Origin of the sequence: Bacillus sp. FDAARGOS_1420 (genome assembly GCF_019344915.1) — a bacterium.
Classification (GTDB): Bacteria; Bacillota; Bacilli; order Bacillales; family Bacillaceae_G; genus Bacillus_A; species Bacillus_A mycoides.
Genome location: NZ_JAHWJB010000002.1, coordinates 1956395 through 1970630, shown reverse-complemented (window position 1 = coordinate 1970630; position 14236 = coordinate 1956395). Strand labels below are relative to the sequence as shown.

Below are 14236 nucleotides of genomic sequence, written 5' to 3'. Positions count from 1 at the left end.
ATCCTTTTTTCTTTAAATAAAATATAGAATTTACTATTTATTAGTGCTTTGTTTTATAGGTAAGAAGGTATAAAGGAAACAAGTGAAGGCTAGTATGAAACTAAATATTTCAGTATCATCAACTACTAAACCATTGTTCCACTGATAAAGGAAGGATGCTAGCAATAAAAGAGTAGCAGCGCCTCCAACATATCTTGCTATTTTTCGTGTTGAATCTTTTTTTGTTTTTACAATCATATTTGTCATCCTTTCATATTTACTAAATAATTCGACAAACTAATTTCTAGGATGTGATATTGATAATTCATCTATTGAGCTCATTTAATTTATTTTCATTTACAATAGATGTCTTCCATGTACTAGGTAAATGTAATTAACCATTCGATCTATTTTAAGAATGATAGTTTACATGTAGTTCAATCCTTTTCATTAAGTTTATCGTAATTCAAGTATATGGCGCCGTCTTTGTTAATAACAAGAAGTAAAATTGTATGAAAAAAGTGGGCAAAAACCTTAAATTTAAACCATTAAATTTAACAAGCTATCTAGAAATAATCATAATATGAATGTAATATTAAAATAAATGATACATTTTTTTACATTTGTGAAATTGTATATTTTATATAGTATGAAAGATTAAGAAATACATAATGACTTATTTAGTGAAAAGCATGAAATGGTTAATTAGGGAGAGAAAAAGATGGAAATTGGGGAACGTATTCGGCAAGTTCGTATGCATAAAGGATTGACACAGGGGGAGCTCGTATCAGAAATATGCTCAATAACATATTTGAGTAGAATAGAAAGTGGAAAAATAAAACCGTCATCTTCTTTTATAAAAAAGGTTTCTAAGAAGTTAGAAGTTAAGAGCGATTATCTTATAAATGGAAATTACGAGGAGATACAGCTTACTATTTTTAAAATATGTAATAAATATAAAAAAGATAAAAGTATTACAGAAGCTGACTTATCTTTGTTAGAATTATACGTTCGTGAAGTAGATTCAATCCCTTTATTACTAAAGGTATATGGTGTACTTATATACTATCATGCCCGACAAAAAAACGTGTTATATGTGAAGTCGCTTATAGATCAAGCTTCGCAAATGATACCAAGTCAGGTCGAAATGCAAGATCCTGAAGATTATATTTATTATTTAAAAGCTCGAGGTTTATATTTTTATAATAAACAAGACTACAGTGCTGCTCATGATATTTATGTACAGGCTGAGAGTTTACTTGGTGCAGAAGAAACTGAACAACATGGTCATATATACTATAATTTATGTCATGTATATAAGGAGCTTTATAAAGATAAAAGTATTAGTCGTTTGTATGCCTTAAAAGCTTACAACATATACAGAAAAAATGGTATGCAGAAAAACGTAATAAATACACTTTTAATGCTTGCAATATTGTATATTATGGATGAGTTATATGAAAAGGCACTTGAAATTTTACAGCAAGTAGAAAATAGTTTGGCTACTAATGGTGATTCAAAGTATTTACCTATCATTTCATATGATTACGGTAAAATTTATCAAGGTTTGAAAGACTATACGAATGCCATTAAATACTACGAAAAAACTTTGGAATTAAGTGAATTTTTATCACAGAAAGATCAAAAAGTATATGCGTTACGAAACATGTTGGAAGTTTACATAGAACTTAAAGATTGGAAAAATGTTAATAAGGTTATGAATGAAGCATTTCATTTTTTATCGATTTATGATGTACCAATTGCATTTGTCCAACTATATGGGTTGAAAGCTAAAGTATTCAAAATACGTGGAGATTATTATGAATATGAGAAAAATATGCAAAAAGCAATTGAAGTGGGATTAGAAAAAAAACAACATCGCTTAGTTGTTGAATTATCCTATGAGTTGGGTAACTTTTATAATGAGAATCGCTCTTATAAATTATCTGCGAAGTATTATAAAATATCAGCTGAAAATAAAATGGACTTATAAAGAAGTTTAGTCAAAAATTCTAATAAATTGTAAAGGGTTATCCAAAAGAGTAGTATATTTTATGCCTTTTGGATAACCTTTTTTATTGCTATTCTATAATTACTGGCCGATATGGTATTGGTGAAGATAAGATCATCGAAGTTTTTACTGTACCAAACGGAATAACGATATCAATTAATTCCTCTAATTCCTTCATAGAGTGAACTGCTACTTTTAAGTAATAGCTACTTTCACCTGTGACTCGATGACATTCGAGTATTCTATATTCTTCGTAGATTTTCTCCTCGAATTTTTTACAAGGAATCTTTAGATTTTCAATTCTTAAAAATGCTTGAATTGATTTTCCAACTGCATTTAATGATACCCGTACGGTATATTTCTCAATTATTCCTGCATCTTGTAACCTTTTTAGTCTTTCTGTAACGCTAGGGCGGCTAAGGTGTAGATGCTCAGTCATTTCTGTAATTGTCATCCTCGCATCTTCTTGTAATAATAGGGTTATTTTCTTATCAATCTCATCCATTACTCATGCTCCTTTGCAAAGTTGAAAGTAAATTTCTGAAATACAGGCATAATGTAAAATCTAATGCTAAATTACATACACAATTGAATGTTGAATAGACTGATAACTTTCTATAATTAAAATATAAATGGAGGTGCATGTAATGTCTAATCATTTCGACGAAACAATTTCTATTAAAAAGGGAACAGCTTTATACGTAGGGGCAGTTTTAGGATCAGGAATTCTTATTTTACCTGGTATGACTGCGAGTATAGCGGAAGGGAATGCGATTATTTCTTGGCTTATTATGATTTTACTTAGTATCCCACTTGCATTAACATTCGCTTTTTTATCTATTGAGCATCCAAGTGCAGGGGGAATTGCAACTTTTTCTGAGAAGGCTTTTGGTAAAAAAGTAGGTGCGATTATAGGGTGGTGTTTTTTTATCGCAGGTAGTGTTGGGCAAATCATTGTATCACTGACAGGTGGAATGTATATAGTAAAAGTCTTTTCTTTACCATCGTATTTTTCTTATATTATCGGGTTAATCATAGTAAGTATTTCTATCGGCTTTAATTTATTTGGATTAAAAATGAGCGGTTCATTTCAAGTATGTATCGGTGTATTAACTTTTTTTATTTTAATCGTAACAATTATAAGCTCACTACCTTATATTGAAATGAAAAATATAAATGTACATATTTCTATGAAAGCAGTAAACCCGATTTTAGATGCGTCATTATTAATTTTTTGGTCGTTTTTCGGTTGGGAAGCAATTGCGAGTTTAGCTCCAGAATTTAAAGCACCTAGAAAAAGAAATATTATTTTGTCTACAGGATTTGCAATTATTATTATTGGAGTTTTATATATGGGGATTGCATTATCAGTAATTGGAACAAAATCATATCATATTAATGCTGATAATACTACAGCTCTAGTACTTGTAATAAAACAAACTTTAGGTAATCAATTTGCATGGTTAATTGGATTTGTAGCTTTTATTATTTGCTTAGGGACGACAAATGCATTTATCGCAAGCGTGGGCCGTTTAGGCTATTCGCTAGGGCAGGAAGAAGTTGCACCTCGTTTTTTAGCAAGTATTAATGTAAAAAGAGCAGCGCCAACAAATGCAATAAAAGTTGTAGGTTTTATTGCAATAATAGGTTTGTTAATATGTTTCGTTTTTCATATTAGTATAGATAGAATCGTATTAATACCGAACTCGTTAGGGATTGTTACATATATAGTCGGTACTGCGGCCGGAATTAAGTTAATAAATAATAGATTAGGTAAAGTTTTTTCTATAATAGCTTTTACATGTTGTATAGCGGTTTATCCCTTTATTGGAGGAGTCATACTTATTCCAATAGTTGTGGCTTTAGCGTCTTTATGCTATTTATATTGCATAAAAGGTAGACTTGTAAATGGGAGGGAGCAGAATAAGGAATGTTAAAATAAATTCGTTTAAGTTTTAATATTTAGAGATATCTAAATATTGGATATTCATATATAATTATGGAGGGATTAAATTGTTGTAACTATTTGTAAAAATAGGAGGCTATTAAAATGAATATACGTATTCAAGCTCCAACTAAATGGGATTTAGACAGACTTTATTCTAATAAACAAGATCTTATATTTTTTATAGAACGGTTAATTATAGAATATAAAGCAACAAAAGATTCAGTAATCCTTTCACAACTTATACAGGCTATCGAAAAAGCAGAGTATTACTTATATTGCCGTGCTGCTGAAGATGAGAAGCATCCTGAAAATACTTTACTAAGTGTAAAAGTAAATCAATTAAAGAAAGAAGTTCAACTATTAATAGAATCTAGTAAGGGACAAAGTGTTAATACAAATCATTCAAGTATTAAACTAATAGAAAATGAATTAAAAGCTTGGGAAGATATGTATACACAATTAAGAAATAAAATAGAAGTAATACACGATAAAGAGACTTTATCATTTGGACAAGCAAATTACGTTGCGATGAATAGTGATGATCATAATGAAAGAGTAATAGTATTTGATTCTCTTACAAATGCTTTGAATAAGGAAAAAGATATCTTTGCTACTGTATTGAATCAAATAGGAAGATTACGTCATGCTAAAAGTGATGAAATGGAAGGGACAGAGATTTTAAAACAATCACTACAAGCAAATGGCATCTCTGAAATTGCATTATCCCAGATGTGGAATGCAACGGAACAAAATCTTACGAAGCTAGTAATTGCGTTAAACGGTTATAAAAAAGGAAAGAATTCAATTACATGGTACGAGCTAATGACATGGAAAGAAAGTAATGAGACTGTTATTCCTTTTTCAGTAGCAGTAAAAAACATATATGATGCACTAAAAAATATAGATGAAGAATTGGCACAGTTCGCACAGAATGCAATAGCGAATGGCTGGATCGATGCTGAACCGAGAGATAATAAACCACCGGGTGGATTTTGTGCTCCTTTTTTCAGTGAAAAAGAATCTCGCATTTCACTTCGTTATGATGGAACAATTGATAGTGTAAGAGTACTTGCTCATGAACTGGGACACGCTTGGCATTTTTATGTTATGAGTCTTGAACAATCTACAACATTTTTAGATGATTATCTGCCGATGAGTACAGCTGAATCAGCGTCTATTTTCTTTGAAACCGTAATCATGAATTATTTAATTCAAACAACAGATTGTGTAGAGATGAAAAAGTCATTGCTTAGCTGGAAAATTAGAAATAGTTTTAATTATGTTATGGCAATTCGTGCATCGTTTCAGTTTGAGAAGAAGTTTTATGAAGAATGCAAGGAAGGTCCTTTAAGTGCTGATGAAATTGAGAAATTATCTATAGCCGCGCAAGAAAAGGCATACGGGAATGCACTAACAGAATATCAACCGTTTGTTTGGATGAAATACGTTCAGTTTTATATAGCAGATGTTCCTTTTTATAATTATCCATACACATTTGGGTATTTAGCGAGTTTTAGTTTAATCGAAATAGCAAAGGAAAATAAAAATAAAAATGCATTTCATTTGAGGTATAAAGAGTTTTTACGAGAAACAGGAAAGGCCCCAGTTGAAGAATTGATGAAAAAACATTTTGATATTGATCTAACGGAGTATGAATTTTGGAATAAAGCTTTTATGCAAATTCATAAAGATATTGATGAATATTTGCAAATTAATTAAGGGGACTACATACATGAACAGAATCGGCATTATCGGAGCAATGCAAATAGAAATAGACTTACTATTAGAAAAACTACTTATTAAAGAGGAACATACTATTGCGGGAATACCTTTTTATAAAGGAAACTTCATGGATACAGAAATTATTATTACGCGATGTGGTGTAGGAAAGGTAAATGCCGCCGCATGTACACAAATTTTAATTAATAAATTTGATGTGGATTCTATCATTAATACAGGTGTTGCGGGTGGATTACATCCGGATGTGAAAATTGGTGATCTAGTTATTTCTACAAATGTTACGCATCATGATGTTAATAAAAATCAAATGAAGAATCTATTTCCGTTTCAAGAAACGTTTCATGCAAGCGAGGAATTAAGAGATTTAGCCCGAAAAGCTGTTAATAGTAGTAGTTTAAATATTACTGTTCATGAAGGAAGAATCGTCAGCGGAGAATGCTTCGTCGAGGATTCAAAATTAAAGGAGCAATTAGTCACTGAATATGCACCTCATTGTACAGAAATGGAAGGAGCAGCAATTGGACATGTTGCTTATATAAATGACATACCGTTTCTCGTTTTGAGATGCATTTCTGACAGTGCAGATGATTCAGCGCAAGTTTCATATGATGATTTCGCGAAAACTGCAGCGAATTATTGTTCAGAAATTATTGTTGAGATGCTTAAAAATATTTCGAGTAAAGCTGTATTGTAGTTCATAAGTAAAGAATGGGAGAGAATATCATGTTACAAGCACTAATTTTCGATATGGATGGAACTTTATTTCAAACAGATAAAATTTTAGAGTTATCACTAGATGATACATTTGATCATTTACGGTCACTACAATTATGGAATACGATAACACCAATTGATAAATATCGTGAAATTATGGGTGTACCTTTACCTAAAGTTTGGGAAGCTTTATTACCTAATCATTCTAATGAAGTAAGGGAACAAACAGATGCATATTTTTTAGAAAGACTAATTGAAAATATAAAGAACGGAAATGGTGCTTTATATCCGAATGTAAAGGAAATTTTTAGTTTTATAAAAGAAAATAACTGTTCCATTTACATTGCTAGTAATGGTTTAACGGAATATTTACAGGCAATCGTATCTTATTATGATTTAGACCAATGGGTTACGGAAATATTCAGTATTGAACAAATACACTCGCTAAATAAAGGTGACTTAGTTAAAGGTATTTTGAAGAAGTATGATATAAAAGAGGCAGCGGTAGTTGGGGATCGTTTATCGGATATTAATGCGGCAAAAGATAATGGTTTAATTGCGATTGGATGTAATTTTGATTTTGCACAAGAAGATGAGCTTGCTCATGCTGATTTAGTAATTGATGATTTAATGGAACTGAAGGGGATATTACCAGAATTGAAGAATACGTACATAACAAAATGAATAAGTTCACATTCAAATGAATGCTCAGGATAATATATTCTTGGGCATTTTTATTTTTTAAAAAGATACATTTGGATAGAGAAAGTGGGGGAGTAAGCTGGAAAATATACAAATAAAACGAATTGGAGATTTGCTAAAATATGAGGTCAATCACCTTGTCCAGGAAAGTAAAGAAGAAGGATTTAACTTCTTAATAAAACTAATAAATGAATATGAAAGTAAAAGAAATACATTTAGTAAAACGGGCGAATGTTTATATGGCATTTTTCGAGGTGATACGTTAATTGGAATCGGTGGATTAAATCAAGATCCGTATACGAAAGATAATAAGATTGGCCGATTGAGGAGATTTTATATTTCAAAGGATTATCGGCGCATCGGATTAGGGAAGTTGTTATTAAAGCAACTATTAAGACATGCGGAAAAGTATTTTCACGTTGTTGTTCTACATTCGGATACAAAGCAAGGTGATGAGTTTTATAGCGCAAATGGATTTGTAAAAGGAGAATATTATAAAGGTTCGAGTCACTATATAATATTGTAGAAAGGTTCCATGCTCATTGCGTATGGAACCTTTCTTATGCAATTACATCTTAACATTCATTTGTTTCAATAAACACTTCGGATCACCTTTTACATAATAAAAATGGGGATTATTCTCATCATCGTAAAGCATAATGTAAGGTTTTTCATTAAGTGGGAGAAGGATGAGTACTTCATCGATTGTTGTATGTAACCATTGATTTGTAATAGGAACAGGTTTTGATAACGGGATTTTTATCATATGACCATCTTTCGGAACGACATTTAAGTTTTTAAATGGACCAGTAATTGATTTTGCGTATTGAACTGCTTCTTTTTGGATGGCTGAATCTAAAGATTGTTTTTGGACCACCATTTCTTTTTTACAATCAAATACTTCAATTTGTTTATTTGTATTTGCGAACGCATTTGTTGATAATAAAAAGAAGAGAAGAGTAATGACTCCTATTTTTTTGAACATGAAACAACACCTCACACTTACTATACCCTCAAACGTTGTAAATATTTTTATGTCACATTGATGTAACAAAGAAGTTGTATGATAAAATTGATATTTGTTTATAAGTAATGGAGGAAATGTAATGAAAGTATTAATCGCAGATGATGAACAAGATATGCTGAAAATTTTAAAAGCGTATTTTGAAAAAGAAGGCTTCGAAGTTTTATTAGCAAAGGATGGAGAGGAAGCACTTCAAATATTTTATGATGAGAAAATTGACTTAGCTATTTTAGACTGGATGATGCCGAAAAGTAGTGGTATTACTGTCTGTCAGGAAATAAAAAAGAATTCGAGTGTAAAAGTATTAATGCTTACTGCGAAAAGTGAAAGTGAAGATGAATTAGCAGCTCTTCAAAGTGGGGCAGATGAGTATGTGAAAAAACCATTTCACCCAGGAGTGCTAATTACGCGAGCGAAAAAGCTTGTACAGCATGAAGATGTTATTCAAGTTCAAGATTTAAAAATAGATTTCACCAAAAATAAAGTATATAAAAATGAGAAAGAATTAGACATTACAAAGACAGAATTACAATTAATAAAGTGCTTTTTAAATCATAAAGGCACGATTTTAACGAGGAAAAAGTTGTTAGATATAGTCTGGGGATTTGATTATTTTGGGGAAGAGCGAACGGTTGATACGCATGTAAGAAGATTACGTAAAAAAATAGGAGAAAATATTATAAAGACACATCGCGGTTTAGGATACAGTTTGGAGGAAGAGTGTGAATAAACTCGGTAAAAAGTTATTTTTCAGCATCTCTTTAACAGTCATCCTTATTTTTGCCATCTCTTTATTATTAATTAACTATTTTTTACCAAAATATAATGTGCACAAAACACGCGAAAGCTTAGAAGGCATTACAGCGCAAATCCAGTCGATACCGCGTAAAGAGCTGGATGATGCTATAAATCGTATTGAAAATGAAGGTAATGTTACGATTGCGTATACATCAATAAATAGTTCAGAAGATGCTATTAATGAAGAATTACGCATGCAACTTACAAAAAAGAGAGTTGCATTGAATAAACTTTGGATTACAAAAGAAGAAATTACGAAAGTGAAGAACCTCGGACAATCGAATAAAATATATGATCAAGAAAAGATAAAATCTAGTTTTTTTGCGAAATACATTGCGAAAGATGATATGTTGATTTTAGTAGGAGTTTCTATCGCACATTCCAATGAAGTAATTAACACGCTTAACTCATTTTATTTATACATTTTGGGATTCTCACTATTTCTTATTATCGTGCTCGTCTGGATTTTTTCAAAAACAATCACTACACCACTGAATGAATTGAGTGATGTCGCAGAAGATATTTCACGTCTGAAATTTAAACGGACGAAAGTTAAAACGAATGATGAAATAGGTGATTTAGCAAATAGTATAAACATTATGAGTGATAAATTACATGAAGCACATCAAGATTTAACAGATCGAAATGACCACTTAAAACGATTTATGGGCGATGTAACTCATGAATTAAAAACGCCAATCGCATTAGTAAAAGCATATTCTATGGGAATAAAAGACGGTTTAGATGATGGCACATATGTTGATACAATCATTAAACAAACAGATCAAATTTCAAATTTAATTGAAGAGTTATTGCGATTCTCTAAACTAGAAAGAGATATTTTACAAAAAGAAGAATTCCCTATTGAACCACTAGTACAAAGTATAATAGATAAGCATAAGATTGAACTGGAGTCGAAAGAAATCAAGTTGCAAGTGAACTATAGTGTTGGTGACACGATTGTTTATGCTGATTTAAATAAAATGAGAATGGTCTTTCAAAATTTAATTTCTAATGCGATAAAATATACAACGAATCAAAATATAAAAATCATATTAGAAGAGAAAAATGGCATTGTGTATTTTCAAATTCAAAATGGTATTGCTGCTGAGGGCAGTAAAGAGATAGATAAAATTTGGGAGCCTTTTTACGTATTAGAGTCTTCACGTAGCAAAGAAAAATCAGGTACTGGATTAGGATTAGCGATTGTAAAAAGTATATTAGAAAGACATGGATTTGAATACGGAGTTTCGGTAGAAGATGGAGAAATACAATTTTATATGTATATAGATAGGAACTAATTATTATTAGTTCCTTTTCTATTATCTTGAAAGATTTGAATGTTTTACAAATTTCTCAACTTTCTATAAAATATAAACTGAATTTTCTGCATTTTTAATGTATAGTAAAAGAAGGAATATATGGGGAGGGAAGGGCATGAGGAAAAAGAAATTAGCAATAACACTTTCAGCTATATTATCTTTAACAATTACTTCAGGAGTTTCTAGTATGACTGCACATGCGGAAAATAAGGAAGGGAGGTCTGTAAAAGGGAGTGATATTAAGTTAAATGGTCAAGTCTCAGAAGCTTTAACTCCAAACACAAAAATTGAATTAGAAAATGGGATGACGAAGCCAATCTATTCACTTGATGAGGCCATCGTAGAAAATTTATTTGTAGAGACAGAAGTTGATAGTGATCGAGATGGTAAAAAAGATCGTGTATCAGTAAAGGTTATGCGCCCAAAGACAAATCCAGATGTGAAAGTCCCTGTTATTTATGAAATGAGTCCATATCGATTTGGATTGAAAGATGTTCCTGTTTATAGTGTTGATGAAGAATTGAATGCATATGGAGGAAAACCGTATGGAGCTGTTAATCTTGGTTCATACGGAAATTATTACGTTCCAAGAGGATATGCAGTCATTTTAGGTGAAAGTATCGGAACTGGGAAATCAGATGGATGTCCGACCACTGGAGATGAGCAAGAAATACTTGGGACGAAGTCTGTCATTGATTGGGTAAATGGGCGTGCGAAAGCATATACAGAGGATGGTAAGGAAGTAAATGCAAATTGGTCTTCGGGAAATGTAGGAATGACAGGAGTTTCTTATAATGGTACGTTACCGAATGCTGTCGCAACGACAGGAGTGGAAGGGTTAAAAACAATTATTCCAATCGCAGCGATTAGTAGTTGGTATGACTATTATCGTGCAAATGGGGCAGTAATTGCGCCAGGTGGATATCAAGGAGAAGATACAGATAATATGGCAGAAGCAGTACTAACAAGAAAGAACCCTGAAGTTTGCGGGCAAATTATTAAAGAACTAACAGCTGGACAAGATCGTAAAACAGGCGATTATAACGCCTTTTGGGATAAACGTAACTATGTAAAAGATGTTAAGAATGTGAAGGCTAGTGTGTTTGTTGTTCACGGTTTAAATGATTGGAATGTAAAAACGAAGCAGTTCGCACAGTGGTGGGAAGCTCTTGGTGAAAATAATGTTCCTCGTAAAATGTGGTTACATCAAGGTGGACATGGTGGAACATCAAGTAATAACTGGCAACAAACCCAAAATAAATGGTTCGATTATTGGTTATATGGAATTGAAAATGGAATTATGGATGAACCGATGGTAGATGTACAACGTGAAAATAAATCGTGGCAAAAAATAAAAAATTGGCCAGATCCAGCAGCTGTACCATCAAAAGTCCGTATGTATTTAAGTAATAAAGCAGTCAATCTACCATTAAGTATGGGATCAGTAAACAATGTTTTCTCATTAGTAGATGATGCTAAAATACAGTCAAATCAACTAGTAGAAAACCCTGAGTTAGAAATAGCGAATCGATTAGTATATACAATGCCTGTACTGCAAAAAGATATGCGAATAAGTGGTACGCCTAAAATTTCAATAACAGGAAATATTGATCGATCTGTTTCGAATTTAACAGCTTTACTCGTTGATTATGGCGGAGCGAAGCCTGAAATTGTAACGAGAGGTTGGATGGATCCGCAAAACTTAAATAGTATAGAAAATTCAACAGCGATTCAACCTGGTAAAGATTACACATTTACATGGGACATGCAGCCAGATGATTACGTATTTAAAGCAGGGCATCAAATGGGAATCGTTTTAATCGCAAGTGATTACGATTATACAATTAGACCGCAAGCAGGAACGAAGCTAACTGTGAAATTGAGTGAAGTGACATTGCCGATTGTGAAATAAATAGTTTTTGATGAAGAGCTTACTATAGTAAGCTCTTTAAATTTTGAAATAGAAATGTCTACAAGCATAGGGAGTGTATTATGCATTTCTATTGGTAGATATAATAATATTTACAACAAATAAAAAAATTGCATTAATGATTAAAAGGCCACTAAAGGTAAAAGCGGCAAAACCTCCAGCTAATCCATCTCCTACTTTTTCTCCAATTACGTGCATAGTGGCAAAGAAAACAATGGGGGAAGAAAGAATGAAAATACCACTGGCTATTTTCCATATTCGTTTATACTGCTTTGCTATAAAGAAAATCAGTGTATTAAATATGATAAGAAGAAAAACAAATCCAATTAATGAATTCATCATATCCTCCTTTCGGTATAAGTCTGAATTTTGGTTTCTATATGTTCATTTTGAAGGGAATATTATACAATATGATTATATTCTATGGAAAGCGAGTGATATATTATGACAGTCAGCTCTTTCGAATTCTCATTAAAATTTGAGGTACGGAAAGATTAAGTAAATTAGAATCTTCCGTACACATAAAACGGAGGAGAAAATAAATGTTTAGTTATTATAGTACACTTTGTACGGAATTATATGATTTCACAAAACCTGTCGGTTACTCTTTGAATGGTGATATTGAATATTATCAAGATCGTTTAAAAAGTTGTAAAGGGAGAATTCTCGAAGCAGCAGTAGGATCGGGACGTGTCATTATTCCATTTCTTGAAGCTGGCTTTAAAGTTGATGGGATAGATTATTCGCCTGAAATGCTAGACTCTTGCCGTATGCGGTGTAAAGAGAGAGGCTTGCATCCTAATTTATATGAAGGAAGCTTACAACAATTTTCACTGCTACATAAATATGAAGCGATAATAATTCCTACTGGATCCTTTTGTTTAATTGAAAATCGTGATGATTCTATAAATGCTCTGAAATGTTTTTATCGACATCTTAATCTAGGCGGGCGTTTAATTGTAGATCTTGCGCTTCCATATGACTGGAAGACGGGTGAGATTCATACATCGACTTTTTCTCTGCCAAGCGGGGACGGAATTACATTAGAAAATAAATCAATTGAAATAGATTGGCTTAACCAAGTAACTGTATCATATTTAAAATATGAAAAATGGAGTAAAGGACAGTTAGTACAAACTGAACTACAACGTTTTGCAATGCGGTGGTATGGAATAGAAGAGTTTAAGCTCCTTTTAGAAAGTATAGGTTTCACTGACATTACTTGCTCTGCTGACTATGTTTATGAAAAGCAACCGTCAAATGCAGAACAAATTATTACTTTTGAAGCTGTACGAAAGGAATAATATAGGAACTATTCATGAAAATAAGGCAATCGACACAACATCGACTGCCTTATTTTCAATTTTAGGATATGTTTTATTTCATTGTTTATAGAGAAAGATCGGAGGAAAACAAATGAAATTCATCTTAATATTTGGCCCGCAAGCAGTCGGGAAAATGACAGTCGGACAAGAATTAGCGAAACTAACAGATTTGAAAATTTTTCATAATCACATGACCATTGATTTAGTAAGTCCATTTTTTGATTACAGTACAAAGGAAGCAAAAAGATTAGTAAGTTTGTTTCGTAATGAAATATTTGAAGAAGTGTCTAAAAGTGATTTATACGGAATGATTTTTACATATGTATGGGCATTTGACCTTCAATCGGATTGGGAGTACATAAACCATGTAGTAAGTATTTTTGAATCAAAAGGCGCAGCAGTATATTTTGTAGAGCTCGAGGCAGAATTAGATGAAAGATTAGAGCGAAATAAAAGTCCACATAGACTAGAGCATAAACCGAAAAAAAGAGACATTGAATGGTCTGAAAAAAATTTAAAAGAAACGATGAAAAAACATAGATTAAATTCATTTCATGATGAAATTGAAAAAGAAGAGTACATAAAAATTAATAATACTCATTTGAGTGCTAAAGAAGTAGCTGTAATGATTAAGGAAAAATTCCGATTGTAAAATACTTAAATGCTGTTACGTTTTCATTGTCCAAGCATTCTCCTACTAACTACATATACTATTTATGTTAAAGTCAGTCACTATTTTAAAT

The 14236-nt window shown here is 31.9% G+C and carries 15 protein-coding genes; 11 read left to right on the top strand and 4 right to left on the bottom strand.

Going from position 1 to position 14236, the window contains the following annotated elements; all coding sequences use genetic code 11:
• Positions 1-33 precede the first annotated feature (33 nt).
• Positions 34-237 carry a hypothetical protein gene (locus I6L50_RS20345; protein WP_002110388.1) on the bottom strand — a complete coding sequence of 68 codons (204 nt, stop codon included), beginning with the start codon at positions 235-237 and terminating at the stop codon, positions 34-36.
• Between the two features lie 463 nt (positions 238-700).
• Here I6L50_RS20345 and I6L50_RS20340 point away from each other — a divergent pair, with 463 nt between their 5' ends.
• Positions 701-1972, top strand: coding sequence for a helix-turn-helix domain-containing protein (locus I6L50_RS20340; protein WP_219302696.1), 1272 nt, complete (start codon positions 701-703; stop codon positions 1970-1972).
• Between the two features lie 88 nt (positions 1973-2060).
• Here I6L50_RS20340 and I6L50_RS20335 read toward each other — a convergent pair whose 3' ends face one another.
• Positions 2061-2495, bottom strand: a complete 435-nt coding sequence (locus I6L50_RS20335) for an Lrp/AsnC family transcriptional regulator (protein WP_219302694.1) — start codon at positions 2493-2495, stop codon at positions 2061-2063.
• A gap of 142 nt (positions 2496-2637) precedes the next feature.
• On the opposite strand from I6L50_RS20335, the gene I6L50_RS20330 reads away from it, so the two are divergent.
• From I6L50_RS20330 to I6L50_RS20310, 5 genes are all read left to right on the top strand, one after another.
• Entirely contained in the window at positions 2638-3927 is a 1290-nt protein-coding gene (locus I6L50_RS20330; protein ID WP_219302692.1) for an APC family permease, read from the top strand.
• Between the two features lie 113 nt (positions 3928-4040).
• Entirely contained in the window at positions 4041-5657 is a 1617-nt protein-coding gene (locus tag I6L50_RS20325) for a M3 family metallopeptidase (RefSeq protein WP_219302690.1), read from the top strand.
• Between the two features lie 13 nt (positions 5658-5670).
• Positions 5671-6372 (top strand): 5'-methylthioadenosine/adenosylhomocysteine nucleosidase, encoded by a 702-nt coding sequence (locus tag I6L50_RS20320; RefSeq protein ID WP_219302688.1) that lies wholly within the window; start codon positions 5671-5673, stop codon positions 6370-6372.
• Between the two features lie 29 nt (positions 6373-6401).
• Positions 6402-7076, top strand: coding sequence for an HAD family hydrolase (locus I6L50_RS20315; protein WP_219302686.1), 675 nt, complete (start codon positions 6402-6404; stop codon positions 7074-7076).
• A gap of 130 nt (positions 7077-7206) precedes the next feature.
• Positions 7207-7620 (top strand): GNAT family N-acetyltransferase, encoded by a 414-nt coding sequence (locus I6L50_RS20310; RefSeq protein ID WP_219302684.1) that lies wholly within the window; start codon positions 7207-7209, stop codon positions 7618-7620.
• Between the two features lie 42 nt (positions 7621-7662).
• Here I6L50_RS20310 and I6L50_RS20305 read toward each other — a convergent pair whose 3' ends face one another.
• Positions 7663-8079 carry a hypothetical protein gene (locus I6L50_RS20305; RefSeq protein WP_219302682.1) on the bottom strand — a complete coding sequence of 139 codons (417 nt, stop codon included), beginning with the start codon at positions 8077-8079 and terminating at the stop codon, positions 7663-7665.
• Between the two features lie 121 nt (positions 8080-8200).
• On the opposite strand from I6L50_RS20305, the gene I6L50_RS20300 reads away from it, so the two are divergent.
• From I6L50_RS20300 to I6L50_RS20290, 3 genes are all read left to right on the top strand, one after another.
• Positions 8201-8848 carry a response regulator transcription factor gene (locus I6L50_RS20300; protein ID WP_000865958.1) on the top strand — a complete coding sequence of 216 codons (648 nt, stop codon included), beginning with the start codon at positions 8201-8203 and terminating at the stop codon, positions 8846-8848.
• A complete protein-coding gene (locus I6L50_RS20295; protein ID WP_219302680.1) occupies positions 8841-10217 on the top strand; it encodes a sensor histidine kinase in 1377 nt (458 codons plus the stop codon). Before I6L50_RS20300 ends, I6L50_RS20295 begins: the two co-directional genes overlap by 8 nt.
• A gap of 136 nt (positions 10218-10353) precedes the next feature.
• The gene (locus I6L50_RS20290) at positions 10354-12150 is read left to right on the top strand and encodes a Xaa-Pro dipeptidyl-peptidase (protein ID WP_219302678.1); all 1797 of its coding nucleotides are present in this window, start codon (positions 10354-10356) and stop codon (positions 12148-12150) included.
• 78 nt (positions 12151-12228) lie between these two features.
• On the opposite strand, the gene I6L50_RS20285 is transcribed toward I6L50_RS20290, so the two are convergent.
• Positions 12229-12507, bottom strand: a complete 279-nt coding sequence (locus tag I6L50_RS20285; protein WP_113937487.1) for a hypothetical protein — start codon at positions 12505-12507, stop codon at positions 12229-12231.
• 203 nt (positions 12508-12710) lie between these two features.
• On the opposite strand from I6L50_RS20285, the gene I6L50_RS20280 reads away from it, so the two are divergent.
• Together I6L50_RS20280 and I6L50_RS20275 are read left to right on the top strand one after the other, a co-directional pair.
• On the top strand, positions 12711-13472 hold the full coding sequence (locus tag I6L50_RS20280) for a class I SAM-dependent methyltransferase (protein WP_219302676.1): 762 nt from the start codon (positions 12711-12713) through the stop codon (positions 13470-13472).
• A gap of 112 nt (positions 13473-13584) precedes the next feature.
• The gene (locus I6L50_RS20275; protein WP_044444592.1) at positions 13585-14145 is read left to right on the top strand and encodes an AAA family ATPase; all 561 of its coding nucleotides are present in this window, start codon (positions 13585-13587) and stop codon (positions 14143-14145) included.
• Positions 14146-14236 lie beyond the last annotated feature (91 nt).

What these genes read in the sequence shown, in the direction of transcription:
- I6L50_RS20285 (WP_113937487.1), bottom strand. Translation starts at nt 12,507, where the DNA reads ATGAATTCATTAATTGGATTTGTTTTTCTTCTTATCATATTTAATACA.
- I6L50_RS20275 (WP_044444592.1), top strand. Translation starts at nt 13,585, where the DNA reads ATGAAATTCATCTTAATATTTGGCCCGCAAGCAGTCGGGAAAATGACA.
- I6L50_RS20335 (WP_219302694.1), bottom strand. Translation starts at nt 2,495, where the DNA reads ATGGATGAGATTGATAAGAAAATAACCCTATTATTACAAGAAGATGCG.
- I6L50_RS20300 (WP_000865958.1), top strand. Translation starts at nt 8,201, where the DNA reads ATGAAAGTATTAATCGCAGATGATGAACAAGATATGCTGAAAATTTTA.
- I6L50_RS20315 (WP_219302686.1), top strand. Translation starts at nt 6,402, where the DNA reads ATGTTACAAGCACTAATTTTCGATATGGATGGAACTTTATTTCAAACA.
- I6L50_RS20320 (WP_219302688.1), top strand. Translation starts at nt 5,671, where the DNA reads ATGAACAGAATCGGCATTATCGGAGCAATGCAAATAGAAATAGACTTA.
- I6L50_RS20280 (WP_219302676.1), top strand. Translation starts at nt 12,711, where the DNA reads ATGTTTAGTTATTATAGTACACTTTGTACGGAATTATATGATTTCACA.
- I6L50_RS20305 (WP_219302682.1), bottom strand. Translation starts at nt 8,079, where the DNA reads ATGTTCAAAAAAATAGGAGTCATTACTCTTCTCTTCTTTTTATTATCA.
- I6L50_RS20330 (WP_219302692.1), top strand. Translation starts at nt 2,638, where the DNA reads ATGTCTAATCATTTCGACGAAACAATTTCTATTAAAAAGGGAACAGCT.
- I6L50_RS20325 (WP_219302690.1), top strand. Translation starts at nt 4,041, where the DNA reads ATGAATATACGTATTCAAGCTCCAACTAAATGGGATTTAGACAGACTT.
- I6L50_RS20345 (WP_002110388.1), bottom strand. Translation starts at nt 237, where the DNA reads ATGATTGTAAAAACAAAAAAAGATTCAACACGAAAAATAGCAAGATAT.
- I6L50_RS20340 (WP_219302696.1), top strand. Translation starts at nt 701, where the DNA reads ATGGAAATTGGGGAACGTATTCGGCAAGTTCGTATGCATAAAGGATTG.
- I6L50_RS20290 (WP_219302678.1), top strand. Translation starts at nt 10,354, where the DNA reads ATGAGGAAAAAGAAATTAGCAATAACACTTTCAGCTATATTATCTTTA.